Genomic DNA, 19,871 nt, shown 5'->3' with positions numbered 1-19,871 from the left:
TAAATCACCTATAGATCGGGAGGAGACGGATATGAAGAGCACGGTCGATCAAGAGGATACGTTGCCGGTCCAAACATCGGGGGCAGATACCTTTGTCATGAAATGCGGCGGCAGCACGCTCGCTGCACTTCCGGACAGCTTCTTCGAGGATTTGAAGGAGCTGCAGCAGAAGGGAGTCCATCCTGTAATTGTTCATGGAGGCGGTCCTGCCATCTCCGGCAATCTGGAGAAACTCGGTATCGAGACCGAGTTCGTGAATGGACTGCGCAAGACGACGGAGGATGTGCTGGACGTTGTGGAGATGGTGCTCGCAGGCACTATCAATAAAGGGATTGTAAGACGGATACAAAGCGTGGGCGGCTGTGCTATCGGCTTGTCCGGCTCGGACGGAGGACTGATCGAGGCCAAACCGGTTACGAACCATGCGGAGGTTGGCTGGGTTGGCGATGTAACGAAGGTGAAGTCATCGATACTGAGCGGTGTGTTGAAGATGGGATACATGCCTGTGGTTGCGCCGATTGGTGTGGATGCATCCGGTCAGCGCTACAATATCAATGCAGATACGGCTGCTGGCGCCGTTGCCTCCCATCTGGGGGTCAAGCGGATGATTGTTGTCACCGACGTGCCCGGGATCATGAAGGGGACGGGCGGCGAGAAGCGGGTGCTTCCGACCGTGACGGTGCAAGAGATTGAAGACATGATCGGCACGGGCGAGATCTACGGGGGGATGATTCCCAAGGTCAGAGCGGCCATCAGCTGCATCCATGGCAAAGTGAGCGAGGTTGTCATCGTGAACGGAAGCGAACCGAACGTACTGAGCCGTGTCCTTGGTGGAGAAGTGCTGGGAACGCGTATTGTGCGGATGTCATAATAAATGAACGGATTGAGTTTTTACGAATAGAACGACCTCAACGGAGGAGGCGGAATTGTTCTGGAGAAGCAACGCGGTCGCCTTTGCCCCCGGATTTTAACAGTTGTAGCCATTTTAATAGAAAATCTGGGGGCAACAGCGATCGGAAGAACAATCCGCATGCGTAGTGATGAAAGGGCAGTCAGAGTTCATGATGATGAACCTGTTTTGTCCAAATGCAAAGGAGTGTGTGAAGGTCATGGGAAAAGAAACAGCGGTTAGCGGTATCGTAGCAGCGAATGAAAGCTCATTGTTCCAGACGTACGCCAGATATCCAATCGCCCTGGTAAAAGGAGAAGGCAGCTGGCTATGGGATGATCAAGGCAACAAATATCTTGATTTCATGGCAGGGCTGGCAGTAACGAATCTCGGTCATGCTCCCGTGAAAGTGAAAGAGAAGCTGAAGGCCCAACTGGATGAATTGTGGCATGTCTCGAACCTGTTTCACATTCCCGGCCAGGAAAAAGCGGCAGCGCTGCTGACAGCAAACACTTGTGCTGATGCCGTTTTCTTCTGCAACAGCGGAGCGGAAGCTAACGAAGCAGCCATCAAGCTCGCGCGCCGCTACCATCAGAAGGTGAAGGGTACGGGGCGCTACGAGGTGATTACGTTTACCCAGTCCTTCCATGGACGGACGCTGGCTACATTGACAGCTACCGGCCAGGATAAGGTGAAGGAAGGCTTCCTTCCGCTGCCGGCTGGTTTCAAGAGCGTCCCGCTGCATGACCTTCCGGCACTTGAAGCTGCCATTAACAACAATACCGCAGCCATCATGATCGAGATGGTGCAGGCGGAAGGCGGCGTGCATCCGGTGGAGCCGGAGTTCCTGCAAGCCGTGACCGAGCTTTGCAAGAAGCACGGTCTGCTGCTGATTGTTGACGAGGTTCAGACGGGCATGGGCCGTACCGGCAAGCTGTTTGCGCATGAGCATTACGGCATTGAGCCGGATATTTTTACCGTAGCCAAAGGGCTTGGCTCCGGCTTCCCGGTCGGCGCGATGCTGGGCAAAGGCTATCTGCGCGAAGCCTTCACGGCAGGCAGCCATGCCACGACGTTTGGCGGCACACCAATTGCGAGCTCCGTCATCCAGGCTACCATCGAGACGATGATTGAGGATCATGTGCCGCAGCGCGCGGCGGACGCCGGAGAATATTTGATGGCGAAGCTGAACGAGAGCCTGGGCGGCCATCCCTTTGTGAAGGCCATTCGGGGCAAGGGCCTGCTGATCGGGATCGAATGCGCGGAGCCGGTTGGCGAGCTGGTACTGAAAGGACAGAGCCGCGGACTGCTGTTCGTGACAGCGGGACCGGAAGTGATTCGACTGCTGCCGAATCTGTACGTAACAAGACAAGAAATCGATCAGGCGGTATCCATTATTACAGAACTGATTCATGAGCATTCAGCGGTTCAGCAAGCATAACGAGAGCCGTTATCCTATATGTAGCTTTGACAATAACAGTATACGGCAAGGAGGATTTAAGTTTATGACCGCAAGCGGACAAGTGAAGGAATTAAGCCTGAAAGGGCGGGATATGATAGAGCTGGATGAATACTCCACGGAAGAAATTCAGTTCTTGCTGGATTCGGCTATCGAGATTAAGCGCAAGCAGAAGAACGGTGAAGTCTATCAGCCGCTGAAAGGCAAGACGATCGGCTTGATATTCGAGAAGTCGTCCACGCGGACACGGATTTCGTTCGAGACGGGAATGTTCCAACTGGGCGGACATGCACTCTTTTTAAGCAAAAATGATATTCAGCTTGGACGCGGGGAGCCGATCAGCGATATGGCCCAGGTAATGTCCCGCTATCTGGACGGCCTGATGATCCGTACCTTCGGACACGACAATGTGGTGAACCTGGCGAAATATGCCTCCATTCCGGTCATTAATGGTCTGAGTGATATGGCACATCCATGTCAGGTGCTGGCGGACCTGCAGACGGTGCTGGAGTACAAGGGCAAGCTGAAAGGCCTCAAAATGGCCTTCATCGGCGATGGCAACAACATGGCGCATTCCCTTCTGATTGGCGGAGCCAAGATGGGCATGCATGTGGCCCTTGCCAGTCCGAAGGGCTACGAGGCGGATGCCGGCATTGTGAAGCTGAGCGAGGATATCGCAGCACAAACCGGCGGCAGCATTACGATTACGCAGGATCCAATCGAAGCCGCGAAGGATGCGGATGTGATCTATACGGATGTATGGGCCAGCATGGGCTTTGAAGAGGAGCAGGCACAGCGGGAAGTTGCGTTTGCAGACTATCAGGTGAACGAGGAACTTGTAAAGGCGGCGAAGCCGGATTATTTGTTCCTGCATTGCCTTCCGGCCCATCGTGGCGAAGAGGTCAGCGAAGGGGTGATCGACGGCGTCAACTCCGTCATATTCGATCAGGCCGAGAATCGTCTCCATGCCCAGAAGGCTTTGATGGTTGCTTTGATGGCATAACGCCGTTTATAGCGGAGGGTGCATTCTCTATGAAAATGTCTCTGCGGACGTTTTCTTTAGTATAATGAAGAACAGGGTTGTTAGTAACAAAGAGAGGGAGTTTAACCATGGCAAAACAAAAAATCGTACTGGCGTATTCCGGTGGCCTGGATACGTCCGTAATTCTGAAGTGGCTGAAAGAAACTTACGATGCGGAGATCATTGCTTTCACGGCTGACATCGGCCAGAAGGAAGAGCTGGACGGACTTGAGGAAAAAGCGCTGGCAACCGGCGCATCCAAAGTATACATCGACGATCTGCGCGATGAATTCGCGAATGATTTCATCTACCCGATGTTCCAAGCCGGTGCTATGTATGAAGGGCAGTACCTGCTCGGTACCAGCATCGCACGCCCACTGATTGCGAAGCGCATGGTGGATATCGCACGCGCCGAAGGGGCAACAGCGATAGCGCACGGAGCTACCGGCAAAGGGAACGACCAGGTCCGTTTCGAGCTGGGCGTAGCTGGCTTGGCACCGGACATTGAAGTGTTCGCGCCTTGGCGTATCGAGGAGTTCCGCAGCTCCTTCCCGGGACGCGCGGAGATGATTGCTTACGCGGAAGCGCATGGCATTCCGGTAACGGCATCGGCAGCCAAATCCTACTCCATGGACCGCAACCTGCTCCACATCAGTTATGAGAGCGGCGTGCTGGAGGACCCTTGGTTCGATGCAAGTGCAGAGGACAGCAAGGATATGTACCTGCTCAGCGTATCTCCCGAAGATGCACCGGATGAGGCAGAGTATCTGGAGCTTACTTTTGAACAAGGGAATGTCGTTGCCCTAAACGGAGAGTCTCTGAGTCCGCTGCAGGTGATGGAGAAGCTGAATGAGCTGGGCGGCAAGCACGGCATCGGTCGCGTGGATATGGTGGAGAACCGTTTCGTGGGTATGAAGAGCCGCGGTGTCTACGAGACTCCGGGGGGAACCATCCTGTTTACCGCTCATCGCAAAATGGAATCCATCACGATGGACCGTGAAGTGATGAACCTGCGTGACAGCCTCATTACCCGTTACAGCACTTTGGTCTACAACGGTTTCTGGTTTGCGCCTGAGCGTCTCGCACTGCAAGCGCTGGTAACCGAAAGCCAGAAGAACGTATCCGGTACGGTGCGCGTGAAGCTGTACAAAGGCAACATCATCGGAGCAGGCGTGAAGAGTCCGGTCAGCTTGTACAATCCGGATATCGCAACGATGGAAGCTGATCCAACGCAAGCGTATGATCAAGGCGATGCAACCGGCTTTATTCGCTTGAACGCACTGCGTTTGAAAGTGGCAACCGGTGTGAACCAGAATCAATAAGACTCGCAAGCAAGGGCCCGTGTAGACAGAATGCTTGCACTAAGCACGCGGGCTGGGACATGCGACTTGAAGCATACAGCATGGTTTGTTCATGGATTTGGCAATAGACCATGTACAGATGCATGGATCGAGAAGTAATGAACAGGCTGAAGGCCGTTTTCATGCTTGGGAGCTCCGATGTTTCTCGTGATACCGGGAACAGGTGGGGCTTCTAGCGGGAAGCGGCCCTCTGCCTTAAACAGAGAGGGGCAAGTGTTGTGAGCAAGTTATGGGGCGGACGCTTTACGAAGCAGACCAACGCATTGGTGGAGGAGTATACGGCATCCATCGGTTTTGACAAACAGCTGGCTGAGGAGGACATTCAGGGAAGCCTTGCGCATGTGTCCATGCTGGGCAAATGCGGCATCGTGCCGGCAGAGGATGTGGAGACGATCAAGGCAGGCTTGAACAAGGTGCTAGAGCGCATTCGTGAAGGCAGCATTGCGTTCTCTGTATCGGATGAGGATATTCATATGAATATCGAGAAAAATCTGATCGACGAAGTCGGACCTGTCGGCGGCAAACTGCACACAGGCCGCAGCCGCAACGATCAGGTGGCTACAGACATGCATCTGTACTTGCGTAACCGTGTTGTGGCGTTGACTGGTATGCTGCATGAGCTGCAGACCGCCTTGATCGGACAAGCGAAGGATAACCTGGATACGATCATTCCAGGGTATACGCATCTGCAGCGTGCGCAGCCGATTTTGTTCGCTCATCATTTGATGGCTTACGTGTCCATGTTCCAGCGGGATATCGACCGTTTGATCGACAGCTACAAGCGCATTAACGTGCTTCCGCTTGGAGCGGGTGCGCTTGCCGGCACAACGTTCCCGATTGACCGTCATTTCGTGGCGGAGCAGCTTGGATTTGACGGCGTTTACGAGAACAGTCTGGATGCGGTCAGCGACCGTGATTTTATTCTGGAATTCCTCTCGGATGCATCCATCATCATGATGCACTTGTCTCGCTTAAGCGAGGAGCTGGTGCTCTGGAGCAGCACGGAGTTCAATTTCATCGAGCTTGACGATGCGTTCTGCACAGGCAGCAGCATTATGCCGCAGAAGAAGAATCCGGATGTACCTGAGCTTGTCCGCGGCAAAACCGGTCGGGTATACGGCAACCTGATGGGCCTGCTTACCGTCCTCAAGTCGCTTCCGCTTGCTTACAATAAGGATATGCAGGAAGACAAAGAGGGCATGTTTGACACGGTGGCCACGCTGGAAGGTGCACTGCAGCTGTTTGCTCCGATGATCGCAACGATGAAGGTCAACAAGGGCCGCATGCGGGAGGCGGTGAATACCGACTTCTCCAACGCAACGGATATTGCGGACTTCCTGGTCGGCAAGGGACTTCCATTCCGTCAGGCGCATGAAGTGATCGGCAAGACGGTATTGTACTGCATTCAGAACAGCAAGTACTTGCTGGACCTGACGCTGGAAGAATTCAAGCAGTTCTCGGAGCTGTTCGATGACTCCATCTACGATGTGCTTCAGCCCGAGACGGTGGTTAATGCGCGTAATGTGTACGGTGGTACGGCAACCAGTCAGGTGAAGGCTGCGATCGAGCGTTCCGTGCAGACACAACAAGCGACGGAAGAGTGGCTGAACGTTCGTCAAGGAAACGTAGAGTAAGTAGAGTAACGTACACAGAGGGCAAGGTTAAAATAAAAAAGATGGATCAGCACAAACCATGTGCCGATCCATCTTTTTTTGTATCATAAGCATGAGAAGCAGGCAGCAGGTACAGGCTTTCGAATCCCGATTCGAAGCAGGCATAGCTCCATGGATACTTCGCTCAACCAATCAGCGCCTCCGGTATTCTCATGTCATAGTTTCTGTTTCTCAGGCCTTCAGTGGAAGCCACTTCAGCACGTCCTGAATGTGGGTATCCCAATAGCCCCAATCATGGCCGCCCGGTCCCTCCTGATATGTGAAATCAAGGGACGTTCCTTCACAAGCCTTGCGGAAGGCCTGATTGTCCTGATACAGGAAGTCTTCCGTTCCGCAGCATTGATACAGGAGGGGTTTTGGCCCTTCCATGCGGTCCACTTCCTGAAGCAGCCACAGCAGGTCGTTGTCGGTGCCGGTGATGTCCCGTTCTCCGTAGACTAATTGGTGCTCAAACAAGGCTTCATTTCTTTCGATATGACCTGCCATGTCGAGTGCTCCAGATAAACTGGCCGCCGCGGCAAAAGATTCCGGACAGCGCAGCGCCAGCTTGAATGCACCGTACCCGCCCATGGATAAGCCTGCAACGAAGTTATCTTCTCTGGCATGCGACAGCGGGAAGAAAGAACGGGCTATGGCCGGAAGTTCTTTGCTGATGAAGGTCCAGTACTTACCTCCGTATTCCATGTCCGTATAGAAGCTGCGGTGTACTTGCGGCATAACAACAGCAATGCCCATCTCGGCGACATAGCGTTCGATGGAGGTTCTGCGCAGCCAAATGGAATCATCGTCAGATAAACCATGCAGCAGGAACAGCGTTGGATGAAGCCCGCTTTTGGCATGGTTGGTCATCCCGATCTGTGATGTGGTTTGCTGAGGCAGAATGACGGTCATGGACGTGCTGAGACCGAGAACCTCCGAAAAAAAGCGACAAGTCATAAGAGCCATGATATGTATCCCCTTTCATTTTTACATATGAGAGATCAACGACGTGCATATCAGAATCATATCATAATTATTTGCCCATTCTCCAAGAAATTCGTATGAAAATGCCTCGGTCTCAAGACCGAGACTAAGTTCCGTCATCGGGCTGTTTTATGAATAGCAACACTATGGTATCTTAGAGGGAGATTATGACTTTAAACGGTGCAAAGTAATGAAAAATACTTGAGAAATAAATAACGTTGCAGGCAGTAGTTGATATATATACGGTCATTACTTTTAAATCCAGAGGAGGATTAACATGATACCACATAACGAAAACTTGTCTGACCTGAAAATATCGGGAACGGGAACTTCAAGCGGCGGTCAGTATAACAAGGTGAGAATTGATGGTGCAGGGCAGGTGAACGGAAATCTGGATTGCGAGGAATTAATAGGTAACGGAACGATGAGTGTGAATGGAGCTGTAGCCGCACGTACAATTCGCGTTAACGGTTCGGGAAGCATCAAGGGAGCTGTAGACGCTGAAGAACTGAATGTTGCCGGCAGCTTGAGTCTGAAGGAAGGGTTGCGCTGCCGTTCTATTGTTATTGGCGGACATTGCAGCATTCACGGAGATTCGGAATCCGAGAGGCTTGAAGTGAACGGAAATTTGCGAAGCCGTGGGGATGTTCGGAGTGAGTCGGCCACGCTTAAGGGAGGCTTTAAGATTGATGGCCGTCTGCATGTAGGAACAGCGGATATTCGAGTGTTTGGTCGCTGTTCCGCTCAAGAAATCGTGGGAGACCGGATTACCATCCGCAAGAAGGGGAAGCGCCTCTGGGAAATGCTGTCCCTGCCATTAAAGGGAGCGCGGGTAGAGGCACGGATTATTGAAGGGGATATCTTGGATTTAGAATATATCGAGGCCGATATTGTCCGCGGTAACCGGGTGATTCTCGGCAAAGGATGCGAGGTAAGGCAAGTGGAATACAGAGACGAATTGACGCAGCATCCGGAGGCAGAAGTCAAAGCATCCCGGCGGTTTTAAGTTAGTTTAACCATGCCATAAGCATTCAGGTTAAGGCCGATTAGGTGGGAATCAAGGAGGCGGCGAAGAGTGGTTAATGATACGGCTGTGGAAAGACCCGGTATTTCTATTATGGGTGACGGAACCGTTGGCGGCGGTGTCGTGGGAAGGCTGCGAATTAACGGCGAAGGTGTCATTAACGGAGATACTGATTGCCATCTGCTGCGCTGTAATGGAAGCGCCATTGTCAATGGAAGCCTGCTCGGAAGGCTGGCACGGGTTAACGGTCATCTAAAGGTCTCTGACCATGTAGAAATGGAGCGTATCCGCATTAACGGGAGTCTTGATGCTGGAAGAAACGCAAGGATCAGCCACATTGGTATGAATGGAGATCTGAGTACAGGGATGGATCTGTTCTTCGTCAAGGGGGTCGTGAATGGCACGGTTACCGTTCAAGGCAATGTGGAAGCAGAGCAGATGACGGTTCGGGGAACGCTAAGCGTGAATGGGCACGTACAGGCCAGGGAATTGAACTTAACGTTAATCAAGCAAATTTCAAGTGTCCCTGAAATTCGAAGCCGCATGATCACGGTAGCGCCGACGAAGCTGGCGAAGTTGTTTCATTCATCCCGCAGGGGGCATCTGAATGCCGAGCGGATCGTAGGCGAGGAGATTCGCTTGGAGAATACAAGAGCGTCTGTTGTCAGGGGCAGCCGAGTGCATATTGGTAAAGGCTGCACCATAGACCGGGTGGAATATACTGAGACTTTCAGTGCAGATGCCAAGGCCGTTGTCAAAGATTTTTATAAAATAGATTCCATATGATTTTTAAGGCTAAAAGCCCGTATTCGCGTGAGTTCGCGTATACGGGCTTTTTTCAGTTATGTCAATGTTTAAGGTGTACTGATTCCGTCCTCAACCACTTCCTCTTTTGGCGATTCTTTTGCTTCCGGCATTTGGACTTCGTTTGTTGGATTGATCGCAACGATGCTGTTTTGCGCGCGGTAAGTGTCTTTGGATATCTTCACGTTCTCCACGACCTTGCCGTTCACTTTCTTGGTTCGGTAGGTTTCGACCACATAGCCAGGTTTCCCGTTCTGGACTACCTGCTTGAGTCCTGGCGGCAGCGTGGTATTATGGATGACCTTCTCTGGGGAAGGCAGGGTTTCGATGGTGGTGGATACCAGTTCATACTCCGTATTCTCCGGGAAGGTACCGAACATCTTCAGGGTTAATTTTCCGTCTGACACGCTGGAAAGGATCAGCAGATGTTTGCCTGTGTTGTTCCGGAACCTGAAGTTAATGGCGCCCTCGGCAAAGGTGGCGTCCTGCCCCTTGGGCAGGTAGTTGACCGGAAGGGAATGATTGCGTCGTTCGGTTATATCCAGTCCCAGGAGCAGAGCAGCATGATAGACCGTGCTGGATACCTGGCAGATCCCGCCGCCTATGCCCGGGACAAGCTTGCCGTTAACGATAACGGGAGCTTCTTCAAATCCGTACTCCTTCTTCGCGGTATCTATAACATGAGCATAATTGAATTCATCGCCCGGCTTCAAAATCATCCCGTCCACGGCTTTGGCAGCCGCGGTTACGTTATGAACCCGTCCGGGTCCGCTGGAGCCAAGATCAGTGGAGAATTCGATGATTTTACGCTCCACCCCTTCATCCTGCAGCGATTTTACTGTAACCGGGGGCTTCTGACGGATCAAGGGCAGCTGTACCGTGATTTCTTCATCGCCTCTGGGCTCTGTAAACTGGCGTTCATCCGGAAGCGCAGCGCTGAACCCTTCATAGAAAGCCGCCCACTCGATGCGGTAGGCCGTCTTCTCCGGGGTATAGCGGACAACGTCATCACCGGAAATGCTTCGGACCGCATTGACCGGTTCGCCAAAGCGCTCCTTTTGCCAGTCTTCATTCAGCCGCTTCTTCAACGTATCGCGGTTCCAGTCGGTTGATATATGCCACTCCAATTGAAAATGGCGTCTGTACAGTACCTGATCCCACAGTGATCCTTCAGACATCTTGGCTATGGCATCCTGAAAATCGGCTGCGCTGAACTGAACACCGGCATCTTGCAGACTAAAACTTTCCGTGTGACCCTTCAAGGCCTCCGCCGCCAGCTTCACCTTCATCGTACTCATCGCTTGCAGCCGTTGATCCAGCTCGGCGAGCACCTCATCGGCGGGTTTGCCGCCTACCTGCCAGCCGGAGAGAACGACCCCCTTCGGGAGTTCCTTCTGATTCACATACATCGTCAACAGACCGAATCCGACGGAGAGGAGAAGAGCAAAACTGATGACAATGATGAGACCGAGATGAATTTTTTTCATTGGAAACCACCTTCTTAACTTCGTATTGGCCGCAGTTCGTGCACTTGTTCATGTATATGTCACGGTGGGCTTAAACTTTCGGGTACTCAAAAGGTAACAAATTTGTTACAATAGACGATGTCGTGAGGATTTTTCATGGATTTTAAAGGAATTCGATGGATACTGTCGAAAGTATAATGGCTAATTATGGATTGGGAAGTGATGAAGTGATTGAAATGCAGGACGTATGGAAGACCTATCCAAGCGGCGCCCATGCGCTTCAAGGAGTTTCCGTTAAGATCAATCGTAATGAATTCGTCTATGTTGTCGGACCTTCGGGTGCAGGCAAATCGACATTTATGAAACTTATCTATAGAGAAGAAGTGCCCACCAAGGGGCAAATTTCGGTTAACGGATTTAATATCGGGAAGCTGAAGCAGCGCAAAATCCCCTATGTTCGCCGAAATATCGGGGTTATTTTTCAGGATTATCGCCTGCTGCCCAAGCTGACTGCTTACGAAAATGTAGCTTTTGCCATGGAAGTTATCGAGGCGCCGCAGCGTCTCATCAAGAGACGGGTGATGGAGGTGCTGGAGCTTGTGGGCTTGAAAGCCAAGGCTGGCCGCGAGCCTTCCCAGCTCTCGGGCGGTGAGCAGCAGCGGATCGCGATTGCAAGAGCCATCGTGAATAACCCGTCCGTCATTATTGCGGACGAGCCTACCGGCAACCTGGACCCGGAAACCTCCTGGGGGATCATGCAGCTGCTGGATGAGATTAATTTCAGGGGAACCACCATTGTGATGGCAACCCACAACCGGGATATCGTCAACACCATGCGCAAACGCGTCCTTGCGATTGAGCATGGACAGATCGTCCGTGACCAGCAGAGAGGAGATTACGGGTATGAATTTTAGAACCTTCTTGCGGCACTTGCGGGAAGGGGCGAAGAGCGTTTTCCGGAACGGATGGATGTCGGTCGCATCGATTACTTCCATCGTGGTGTCTTTGTTTATACTGGGTGTTTTCATGCTGCTGGTCATGAATGTTAACGCATTAGCCGATAAAGCAGATAGCAATGTGCAGATCAATACTTACTTAAATCTCAACGTGGATGAAAAGCTGCGTGAAACCATCAAGGGTGAAATCGAGGCTATGCCGGAGGTTAGTGCCGTAAAGTTTGTGTCCAAGGAAGATGGAATGAAGGAGCTTGAGGAAAGCCTGGGCTCGGAATGGGTGGAAGGCTTCAGCGAGAAGGACCAGAATCCGCTGCCGGATGCATTTGAGGTTTCCGTCATTCAGCCAACAACGGTCGGCTTTGTAGCCGACAAGATTACCGCGCTGAACCAGAAGTATACGGAGGAGCCGATCCTGCGCGTCAAGTACGGCGAAGGAACGGTAGAGACCCTGTTTAAGATTACGAAGACGGTTCGGAATATCGGGTTTATTTTCGTAGCAGGACTCGGTCTGATGTCCATGTTCCTGATCTCGAACACTATTCGCGTTACGATTCTAGCACGCCGCCGGGAGATTGGGATTATGAAGCTTGTTGGCGCCACGAACAACTTTATCCGCTGGCCATTTTTCGTAGAAGGTGCCATGATCGGCCTGCTTGGGTCGATTGTAACGGTTGTTCTGCTGTTTGTAGGTTACGATCGTTTGTACGCTGCATCGCAAACCGATATCACGCTGGCACAGAGCCTAATCCCGCTGGGGGATTTGTGGCCGCTGATCGGCTCCATCATTGTTGGGCTGGGTATCGTGATTGGCGTCTGGGGAAGTACCATGTCGATTCGTAAATTTTTGAAAGTATAAAACAAGGTAAAGGATGGGGAGCGAAACTTGAAGAAAATCGCCGCAGGAGTAGCAGCCTTATTACTGGCCACTGTTATGATCCAACCGAATGTCGGACAAGCTGAGAAGAAGACCACTGCCGACGTAGATAAAGAGTTGAGAATGCTTCAGGAGCAGGTCAAGCAAGCACGGCAACAGAAGAACAAGGCTGCGGATGATAAACAAGAAGCCCAGCATTATAAGAATAAAACGAACCAGAACCTGAAATACGTCATGGAGCAAATCAGTATCGTCAGTAATGAATTAACCAAAATTTCCGTGAAGATCGACCAAACGGAAGATTCCTTGAAAAAAACAACAAAGGAGCTTGAAGCGGCGGAGGAGCGCATCGCATCCCGTGAAAAGCTGTTGGAATCCCGGATTCGTCTCATTTATATGGATGGTCAGGTATCCTATCTGGATGTGCTGCTCTCCTCGACCAGCTTCAGTGATTTCATTGAGCGCGCGGATTCGTTGAAATCCATCGTGGATCAGGACCAGGATCTGCTCGTACAGCATAAGCAGGACAAGCTGCTGGTCATTGATAAGAAGAAGGAACTTGAAGGCCAATATGCTACAGCCAAAGATCTGTATGGTCAGATGGAAGACCGCAAGAGCATTCTGAACGAGAAGGAACAGGAGAAGCGCGTTCTTCTGGCCCAGTACGATCAGGATATCGAGGATGCTGACATCTTGACTGAGGAGCAGGATAAAATGCTGGTTGCCCTGGCGAGCAAGCGTTCCGACCTGCAGAAGGAAAAGAACAAGCTGGCTGCTGAGGAAGCAGCCCGTAAAGCGGCGGCTGCCAAAGCGGCCGCAGCGAAGAGAGCGAAAGCGACAACCCTCGGCGGAAGCAAGGGCGGCGGTGGATACACAGGAAACGGTGGCCCATTCGCGATTCCGGTCTCCGGTGCCAGACTTTCTTCGGGTTATGGACCGCGCGTGCACCCGGTAACGGGTGAAGTCGGCAAGATGCATACAGGTCAGGATTTTGCTGTTCCGCAAGGGACCGAGATCCGTGCAGCCGAGAGCGGCACGGTGATCTTGGCCGAGTGGTGGAGCGGTTACGGAAACTGTGTTATTGTTGATCATGGGGGCGGTGTGTGGACTTTATATGGACATATCCGCAATGGCGGCATTAAGGTCAGCGAAGGCGACAAGGTGTCCAGAGGGCAGAAGATTGCCGAGGTGGGTTCCACTGGCCAGAGCACAGGACCGCATCTTCACTTTGAAGTTCGGGTCAACGGATCACCGGTTAATCCTTCGCCGTATCTGTAACTGATTCTTATGACCGATACTATATAACCTTCAGACCGCTGTATAAATATTCCCGGCAAGCCAATCATATACTAGGTGGACGGGATTCCCCGTGTGTTTAGCAGTTGAAACGTACAAAGGCGGTGAAGTACTTGCTGAAAAAACGAACGGCTGTCTTTCTGGTCATAGCTGCCCTGTTGTGCGGCGGACTGTTAACGATGGCTTTGACTCAGCTACCTGCTCCCAGTCAGACCGGAGACGGCGAGGGGTTGCTGGCCAGTATAGCGAACAAGAATGGACTGGAGCAGTCTGAAGCGAAGAAATTGGGGACAGCGATTGACCTCATCGAAAGCAATTATTACAAGGATATCGACCGGTCGAAGCTGATTGACGGCGCCATCAACGGTATGATGGAAGCCCTGGAGGATCCGTATTCCAACTATATGGGAAAAGAGACGGCAGCCCAGTTTGAAGAGAGCATTGAAGGCTCCTTCACGGGAATCGGTGCCGAGGTCTCCTCTGTAGACGGCAATGTGATCGTCGTATCACCGATCAAGGGATCTCCTGCCGATAAAGCAGGGATTCGGGCGAAAGACGCCATTCTTTCCGTTAATGGCGAGTCCTTGCAGGGGCTTGAGCTGAATGCGGCCGTAAACAAGATTCGCGGACCTAAGGGCTCCAAGGCCGTTCTTCAGATTAAGCGTGCAGGATCCGAACAGCCGATCGAGTATGTGATCGTTCGCGATGATGTCGATCTGGAAACCGTATCTGCCCGTATGGAGAAGGGCGGTATCGGCGTCATTGAGATTTCCCAATTCTCTCTGAATACAGGCAAACGCTTTGAAGAAGAACTCAAGAAGCTGGAAGGTCAGGGCATGAAGGGACTGCTGATTGATGTTCGGAACAATCCGGGCGGCGTATTGTCCGTGGTGATCGATATTGCAGAGCAGTTCGTGCCTAAAGGCGAACTGATTGTTCAGGTAGAGGATAAGGATAAGAAGCGGGAGAAGCATCCTTCGAACGGTGAAGCCAAATCCTATCCGATCACGGTGCTGATGAACAAGGGAAGCGCGAGCGCGTCCGAAATCCTGGCAGGCGCGCTGCAGCAATCTGCAGGAGCTACCCTGATGGGCGAGCATTCCTTCGGTAAAGGGACCGTTCAAACCAGCTTTGACAAGCAGCTTGGCGATGGAAGTTTACTGAAAGTGACAATTGCCAAGTGGTTGACGCCTAACGGAACCTGGATCCATGAGAAGGGGATTGAACCGGATATTAAGGTGTCGCAGCCGGAGTACTTCACGGTTGCACCAATCGATAAGAAGAAAACCTATGCGTACGATGCAAACAGCACCGATGTCAAGAACGCACAGATCATGCTGGAAGCGGTTGGTTATAAGACAGGGCGTTCGGATGGTTACTTCGATCGGAATACGGAGAAGGCGGTCAAGAGCTTCCAGAGCAAGAATAAGCTGAAAGCGGATGGTATTATTAATACCGCGACAGCCGAGGCATTGGAGGCCGCATTGATCGAGAAGATTCAGGATCCGAAAGAGGATAATCAAATGAATCGCGGAATTGCCGAGGTTCGGAAGGAAATCGCCACAAAGGCGTCGAACAAGTAAGAAGGCTGAATTTTAGCCTTCTTTTTTCTTTTAAGGTGCATGTTCAGTTGAAGTGTTTCTTGAATTTTGAACTACGTTTTAGAGCTGAAAGGAGCGTGGCAAGCTGTTGGAGACATTGAAACAACTGCTTATGTATGGGATAGACGCAGGCATACAACTGCTGACGCAGCCCTTTTATTATATTTCGATTTTGTTTGTGATGCTGTTTTACCGAAGGCAGGTGCTGGTGGAGCGTAAGCTGTTCCATGTGAAGCTGCATTCTTGGGGAATTCAGACCTGGCGGACGTTTCTCGGTGGGGTGCTGGCAGGCATCGCCGTTTCCATCGTTGTGGCCTTCCTGGGTATATCGTTAAGTTTGGAAGCCATCCTATGCATTTGGGTGACTTCGCTGATTCTGATGCTGTTTCATATTCGGTATTTATGCTTTGCTTATTCCATCGGGCTGCTTGGCATCCTCCAGTTCGTCCTAGGCTGGTTTCCGAACTGGCAGCCAGACGGCTGGATCAGCCATGTAACGACGACAATCCTTAGTCTGGATATCCCGGCATTGCTGGCTTTATCCGCCGTATTGCACTTTGCAGAAGCCATGCTGGTCAGGCTCCAAGGCTCGGGCTTTGCAACCCCTCTGTTTCTGGAAGGAAAGCGCGGCAGACTTGTGGGCGGCTATCATATGCAGAGCTTCTGGCCGCTGCCCCTGTTCTTGCTTGTCCCCGCGGTTGGCGGAGGCAGTGTGCTGCCGTGGACCCCATTCTTCGGGGGCGATGCCTGGAGCGGCGGCTTTACGATGATGGCGCTCCCGGTCGTGATTGGCTTCGGGGAAATGACGCAGAGCATGCTGCCGCAGGAGAAGGCGGGAATTACGGCGAAACGGCTTGTATTTTATGCGGCGACCGTGCTGGCATTGAGCCTGCTGGCCGAGTGGTGGACGCCGCTTATGATCGTGGCTGCATTAGCAGCGCTGCTGCTCCATGAAGGTTTGGTGTGGTACAGCCGTTATGAAGAGCAGCAGCGAAGCCCGATCTTTGTGCATCCGATTCGTGGACTGCGAGTACTCGCAGTCCTTCCGGATAGCCCGGCAAGCGAGCTTGGCATTCTTGCGGGAGAGACGATTCTGAAGGTGAATGGCAAACTGATTCACAGCAAGGAGCAGCTGCATGGAGCGCTGCGGCAGAATTCGGCCTTCTGTAAGCTGGAGGTTCAGAACCATCAAGGCGAGAGCAAGTTCCTGCAGCGTGCGATTTACGCGGGCGATCATCATCAGTTGGGAGCCATCGTTGCTCCGGATCCGAGGGATGGCATAGCGGTAGGTTTGAAGCCGGTAAGCTTGCTGACCCTGCTAGCGAATAAACTTCATCTTCGCAGCAAGCGAGGATCATCTGAGGGCAAGACGCCCGGTGGCTCCGAAGATGCAGGATTCCATTCGTGAATGAACAATTAACAGGCCCTTGTCCTATGGACAAGGGCCTGTTTTATTTGACTTTATATGCTAACGCAGAATGCGAAATGGTCTAAGCCTGCACTTTTTTTAGATAAAAAATAGCGATTTGCGTCCGGTCCCGAAGATTCAGCTTGCCTAATATTTCGGTTACGTAGTTCTTGATGGTACCTTCGCTTAAGTAGAGCTGGCCGGCAATTTCCTTGTTGGACAGGCCTTCTGCAATAAGGCCGACAATATTCTTCTCGGCCGGGGTAAGACCTAATGATCCAAGAACATCAGACTGGGAGACCGATTGGGGTGCAGGACGGAGCATGCCGGTCAGCTTGCGGGCAATATCCGGATGGATCAGCATGTTACCGTCGTATACCGTTTTGATACCCTGGATGATCCGGTCCGGCGGAATGTTTTTGAGCAGATATCCGCTGGCCCCGTTCCGCAGCGCTTCCACAATGTAATCATCATCATCGAATGTCGTCAGCACGAGTACCCGAGTGCCCGGGTGTTGTTGGCGAATTCGCCGCGTGCCTTCAACGCCGTCGCATACCGGCATGCGGATGTCCATGAGGATCACGTCTGCCGTAAGTCCACCCTCCAATAAAGCCAGAGCTTCTTCGCCGTGTGCCGCGACACCGGAGATTTCAATATCCGGGTCCATCCCTACCAGCAACTTCAGACTTTCTCGAATAAACGGGTCATCATCTACAATCAGAACTGATATCATGGATGTCCACGACCTTTACTAAAATATAGATATCGAATTACACAATCTCACTCTTTCGATAGACAGGTAGCCGGGTGATGACGGTAAAAGGTGCCGTTCGCCGTATCTCTAACGTCCCACCAACAACTTGAGTTCGTTCAAGCATGCCGCTTAGACCGATGCCTTGACGTTCAGGGACAGCCGCATGGGCGACCGTCTCTTTGACCTCCCCGTTATTGGAAACCTCCATTCGAATTTCCTGTTCCCCGTAGTGAAGCAAGATTTCAACCCGTCCGGCTTCGCCATGGCGGATGGCGTTGGTTATGGCTTCTCGGGCATTTTTATACAGAACCACCTGCTGACTAGGATAGAGCGGATAGGGCATGCCGTGCAGGATAAGTTCGGTTTCGATTCCGGTCTCCCTCCCCGTTTCCTCAAGCAGCCGACTCAAGGAATAATCGTCAGCAATACGTCTGCCGGGGCTCATTTGTTTTACAGCCGTGCGCATTTGCTCCATGCTCTGTCCTAACTGGTCACGGATCTGATGCAGCATATCCATACCTCGGGCCGGATCATGAGGTACGACTTGGAGGGCGGCTTCCATCATCATTTTGACGCGAATCAGCCGGTGGCCGATGTCGTCATGGAGCTGGCGCGAGATGCGGTGGCGTTCCTCCACCTGTGCCGCGTTCTCTACCTGATGCGCGAATTGCAGCAATTGTCTACCTGCCTCATCCTGCTGGAAATGAAGTCTCTTGAGCTCGTCGTATAACTGAATATGGTCAACTTGTTTCTGATTCATCCGATGGATATGACTGAACGTTACGGCCAGAAACAGAAAGAGGAGATTGGCCGTTGTAATCAGCAGTGGATCATAATCGGTAATGGCGATGTTCAGCAGCACGAGATGGGCGGTTGCCATCCAGAATTTGCTTGACCGCTCCTGAAACAAGGGCAGATAGACACATAATGCAGACACGGACAGGAAGACCATCATGAAGCCGTATTGATGGCATAACCACAGGGACAGCGCCATCTCCAGCAGCACCGCTGCTCTTAGATAGGCTGGGGATCGTACAAAGCGGCTTAACACTGTAAGGGCCAGAAAGAGCAGAAAGTACACCATGTATTCTCCATAATAGTCGAGCTGCTGCAGAAAGATATCAGCCGCAGCGGGAAGGAGAATCAGGCCGTAGCGCAGATAGGTGAGTGGGGAGGTCACAATGCGATAAGCACCCTTTTCCATAATAAAATCAAACCGTACACACGATTGGCTTCATTATATCACAAGGATGTTTTACATAAGGAGATGACTTTCGTCACCCGTATAAGGTGACTTCCTCTACCTTCAAGAGCTGAGGGTCTTAGATAAAATGAACTTAACGGATAGATACGAAAGAAATGGAGTTGGTGATGATGGCGGTCTTTCTGCAGATGAAAGATGTCGTGAAACGATACGGTAGCAAGCTGTCGGTGGACCATATGAACCTGGAAGTGAATGAAGGCGAGATCTTCGGGCTTCTCGGACCGAACGGGGCCGGCAAGAGCACATCCATCAACATGATCTGCGGGCTTCTCTCGAAGGACCAGGGCAGCATTAAAGTTGACGGTATCTCGATTGAAGAGCAGCCGCTGGAAGTGAAGCGGAGAATCGGATTGGTGCCGCAGGATCTGGCCCTATATGAAGAGATGTCCGCTTGGGACAATGTCACTTTTTTTGCGAAATTGTATGGACTGCGCGGCAATCTGCTGAAGGAACGGGTGGAGGAGGCACTGGAGTTTGTCGGGCTGCAGGACCGGGCTAAAGAACGGCCGTCAACCTTCTCCGGCGGGATGAAGAGAAGACTGAACATTGCCTGCTCGATCACGCACCGTCCGAAACTTATTATCATGGATGAGCCAACGGTGGGAATTGATCCGCAGTCGCGCAATCATATCTTGGAATCAGTGAAGACACTGAACCGTATGGGCTCTACCGTTATCTATACAAGTCATTACATGGAGGAAGTTGCCGCGATCAGTGACCGGGTGGCGATTATGGATCAAGGTCATGTCATCGCTTGCGGAACGCAGCAGGAGCTTCGGGCGCGTGTCGCCCATGAGGAGAAAATCATCCTTACCGCAGATGGGATAACGCAGGACTTGATCGAGCAACTGACGATTCATCCGCGTGTAAGGCGCGTTACGCAGAATGACAGCGAGATTCAGGTCTATGTGCCTTCGGCCCAGAATGAGCTGCAGGATATCCTGTTCATCTGCAGTAAACATGATACCATTCTCCGAACCTTGCAGTGTGAGGAGCCGGACCTCGAAACGTTGTTTCTCAGTTTGACCGGGCGGACGCTCCGCGATTAAACACATGCG

The 19,871-nt window shown here is 52.0% G+C and carries 17 protein-coding genes; 13 read left to right on the top strand and 4 right to left on the bottom strand.

The window, feature by feature from the left end; genetic code table 11:
* The first annotated feature begins 31 nt into the window (after positions 1–31).
* The 5 genes from argB (at position 32) to argH (ending at position 6,364) form a co-directional block, all read left to right on the top strand.
* On the top strand, positions 32–871 hold the full coding sequence (gene argB, locus PGL02S_RS23360) for an acetylglutamate kinase (protein WP_036639898.1): 840 nt from the start codon (positions 32–34) through the stop codon (positions 869–871).
* Positions 872–1,109: 238 nt separating this feature from the next.
* The gene (locus PGL02S_RS23355; protein WP_036639896.1) at positions 1,110–2,330 is read left to right on the top strand and encodes an acetylornithine transaminase; all 1,221 of its coding nucleotides are present in this window, start codon (positions 1,110–1,112) and stop codon (positions 2,328–2,330) included.
* Between the two features lie 64 nt (positions 2,331–2,394).
* Positions 2,395–3,351 carry an ornithine carbamoyltransferase gene (gene argF, locus PGL02S_RS23350; protein WP_036639894.1) on the top strand — a complete coding sequence of 319 codons (957 nt, stop codon included), beginning with the start codon at positions 2,395–2,397 and terminating at the stop codon, positions 3,349–3,351.
* Between the two features lie 107 nt (positions 3,352–3,458).
* A complete protein-coding gene (locus PGL02S_RS23345) occupies positions 3,459–4,691 on the top strand; it encodes an argininosuccinate synthase (protein ID WP_036639891.1) in 1,233 nt (410 codons plus the stop codon).
* Positions 4,692–4,948: 257 nt separating this feature from the next.
* A complete protein-coding gene (gene argH, locus PGL02S_RS23340; protein ID WP_006213030.1) occupies positions 4,949–6,364 on the top strand; it encodes an argininosuccinate lyase in 1,416 nt (471 codons plus the stop codon).
* Positions 6,365–6,574: 210 nt separating this feature from the next.
* Here argH and PGL02S_RS23335 read toward each other — a convergent pair whose 3' ends face one another.
* Positions 6,575–7,348, bottom strand: a complete 774-nt coding sequence (locus tag PGL02S_RS23335) for an alpha/beta hydrolase (RefSeq protein ID WP_006213029.1) — start codon at positions 7,346–7,348, stop codon at positions 6,575–6,577.
* A gap of 295 nt (positions 7,349–7,643) precedes the next feature.
* Here PGL02S_RS23335 and PGL02S_RS23330 point away from each other — a divergent pair, with 295 nt between their 5' ends.
* Together PGL02S_RS23330 and PGL02S_RS23325 are read left to right on the top strand one after the other, a co-directional pair.
* Positions 7,644–8,372 (top strand): bactofilin family protein, encoded by a 729-nt coding sequence (locus PGL02S_RS23330; protein ID WP_006213028.1) that lies wholly within the window; start codon positions 7,644–7,646, stop codon positions 8,370–8,372.
* 69 nt (positions 8,373–8,441) lie between these two features.
* Positions 8,442–9,176, top strand: coding sequence for a hypothetical protein (locus PGL02S_RS23325; RefSeq protein ID WP_006213027.1), 735 nt, complete (start codon positions 8,442–8,444; stop codon positions 9,174–9,176).
* A gap of 68 nt (positions 9,177–9,244) precedes the next feature.
* On the opposite strand, the gene PGL02S_RS23320 is transcribed toward PGL02S_RS23325, so the two are convergent.
* Entirely contained in the window at positions 9,245–10,681 is a 1,437-nt protein-coding gene (locus PGL02S_RS23320; RefSeq protein WP_036639889.1) for a VanW family protein, read from the bottom strand.
* 206 nt (positions 10,682–10,887) lie between these two features.
* Between PGL02S_RS23320 and ftsE the strand changes: the two genes are divergently transcribed.
* From ftsE to PGL02S_RS23295, 5 genes are all read left to right on the top strand, one after another.
* Positions 10,888–11,574: a cell division ATP-binding protein FtsE gene (ftsE, locus tag PGL02S_RS23315; RefSeq protein ID WP_006213025.1), complete on the top strand. Its 687-nt coding sequence runs from the start codon at positions 10,888–10,890 to the stop codon at positions 11,572–11,574.
* Positions 11,564–12,472 (top strand): permease-like cell division protein FtsX, encoded by a 909-nt coding sequence (gene ftsX / locus PGL02S_RS23310; RefSeq protein ID WP_006213024.1) that lies wholly within the window; start codon positions 11,564–11,566, stop codon positions 12,470–12,472. Before ftsE ends, ftsX begins: the two co-directional genes overlap by 11 nt.
* A gap of 27 nt (positions 12,473–12,499) precedes the next feature.
* On the top strand, positions 12,500–13,768 hold the full coding sequence (locus PGL02S_RS23305) for a murein hydrolase activator EnvC family protein (protein WP_006213022.1): 1,269 nt from the start codon (positions 12,500–12,502) through the stop codon (positions 13,766–13,768).
* A gap of 131 nt (positions 13,769–13,899) precedes the next feature.
* The gene (locus tag PGL02S_RS23300) at positions 13,900–15,369 is read left to right on the top strand and encodes a S41 family peptidase (RefSeq protein ID WP_006213021.1); all 1,470 of its coding nucleotides are present in this window, start codon (positions 13,900–13,902) and stop codon (positions 15,367–15,369) included.
* 106 nt (positions 15,370–15,475) lie between these two features.
* Positions 15,476–16,795 carry a PDZ domain-containing protein gene (locus PGL02S_RS23295; RefSeq protein WP_036639887.1) on the top strand — a complete coding sequence of 440 codons (1,320 nt, stop codon included), beginning with the start codon at positions 15,476–15,478 and terminating at the stop codon, positions 16,793–16,795.
* A gap of 82 nt (positions 16,796–16,877) precedes the next feature.
* On the opposite strand, the gene PGL02S_RS23290 is transcribed toward PGL02S_RS23295, so the two are convergent.
* The gene (locus PGL02S_RS23290; RefSeq protein ID WP_036639885.1) at positions 16,878–17,528 is read right to left on the bottom strand and encodes a response regulator; all 651 of its coding nucleotides are present in this window, start codon (positions 17,526–17,528) and stop codon (positions 16,878–16,880) included.
* A 37-nt stretch (positions 17,529–17,565) separates the two neighbouring features.
* Entirely contained in the window at positions 17,566–18,753 is a 1,188-nt protein-coding gene (locus PGL02S_RS23285) for a sensor histidine kinase (RefSeq protein WP_107338605.1), read from the bottom strand.
* A 170-nt stretch (positions 18,754–18,923) separates the two neighbouring features.
* Between PGL02S_RS23285 and PGL02S_RS23280 the strand changes: the two genes are divergently transcribed.
* The gene (locus PGL02S_RS23280; protein WP_036639884.1) at positions 18,924–19,862 is read left to right on the top strand and encodes an ABC transporter ATP-binding protein; all 939 of its coding nucleotides are present in this window, start codon (positions 18,924–18,926) and stop codon (positions 19,860–19,862) included.
* Positions 19,863–19,871 lie beyond the last annotated feature (9 nt).

It is taken from the genome of Paenibacillus glucanolyticus NBRC 15330 (assembly GCF_004000885.1).
In the GTDB taxonomy this organism is placed as follows: Bacteria; Bacillota; Bacilli; order Paenibacillales; family Paenibacillaceae; genus Paenibacillus_AQ; species Paenibacillus_AQ glucanolyticus.
This window is presented reverse-complemented; position numbering and strand designations above follow the sequence as displayed.

Bases quoted from the DNA above. Each gene is read 5' to 3' on its own strand.
- argB (WP_036639898.1), top strand. From the start codon at position 32: ATGAAGAGCACGGTCGATCAAGAGGATACGTTGCCGGTCCAAACATCG.
- ftsX (WP_006213024.1), top strand. From the start codon at position 11,564: ATGAATTTTAGAACCTTCTTGCGGCACTTGCGGGAAGGGGCGAAGAGC.
- PGL02S_RS23320 (WP_036639889.1), bottom strand. From the start codon at position 10,681: ATGAAAAAAATTCATCTCGGTCTCATCATTGTCATCAGTTTTGCTCTT.
- PGL02S_RS23280 (WP_036639884.1), top strand. From the start codon at position 18,924: ATGGCGGTCTTTCTGCAGATGAAAGATGTCGTGAAACGATACGGTAGC.
- argF (WP_036639894.1), top strand. From the start codon at position 2,395: ATGACCGCAAGCGGACAAGTGAAGGAATTAAGCCTGAAAGGGCGGGAT.
- PGL02S_RS23290 (WP_036639885.1), bottom strand. From the start codon at position 17,528: ATGATATCAGTTCTGATTGTAGATGATGACCCGTTTATTCGAGAAAGT.
- PGL02S_RS23335 (WP_006213029.1), bottom strand. From the start codon at position 7,348: ATGGCTCTTATGACTTGTCGCTTTTTTTCGGAGGTTCTCGGTCTCAGC.
- PGL02S_RS23345 (WP_036639891.1), top strand. From the start codon at position 3,459: ATGGCAAAACAAAAAATCGTACTGGCGTATTCCGGTGGCCTGGATACG.
- PGL02S_RS23355 (WP_036639896.1), top strand. From the start codon at position 1,110: ATGGGAAAAGAAACAGCGGTTAGCGGTATCGTAGCAGCGAATGAAAGC.
- PGL02S_RS23330 (WP_006213028.1), top strand. From the start codon at position 7,644: ATGATACCACATAACGAAAACTTGTCTGACCTGAAAATATCGGGAACG.
- PGL02S_RS23285 (WP_107338605.1), bottom strand. From the start codon at position 18,753: ATGGAAAAGGGTGCTTATCGCATTGTGACCTCCCCACTCACCTATCTG.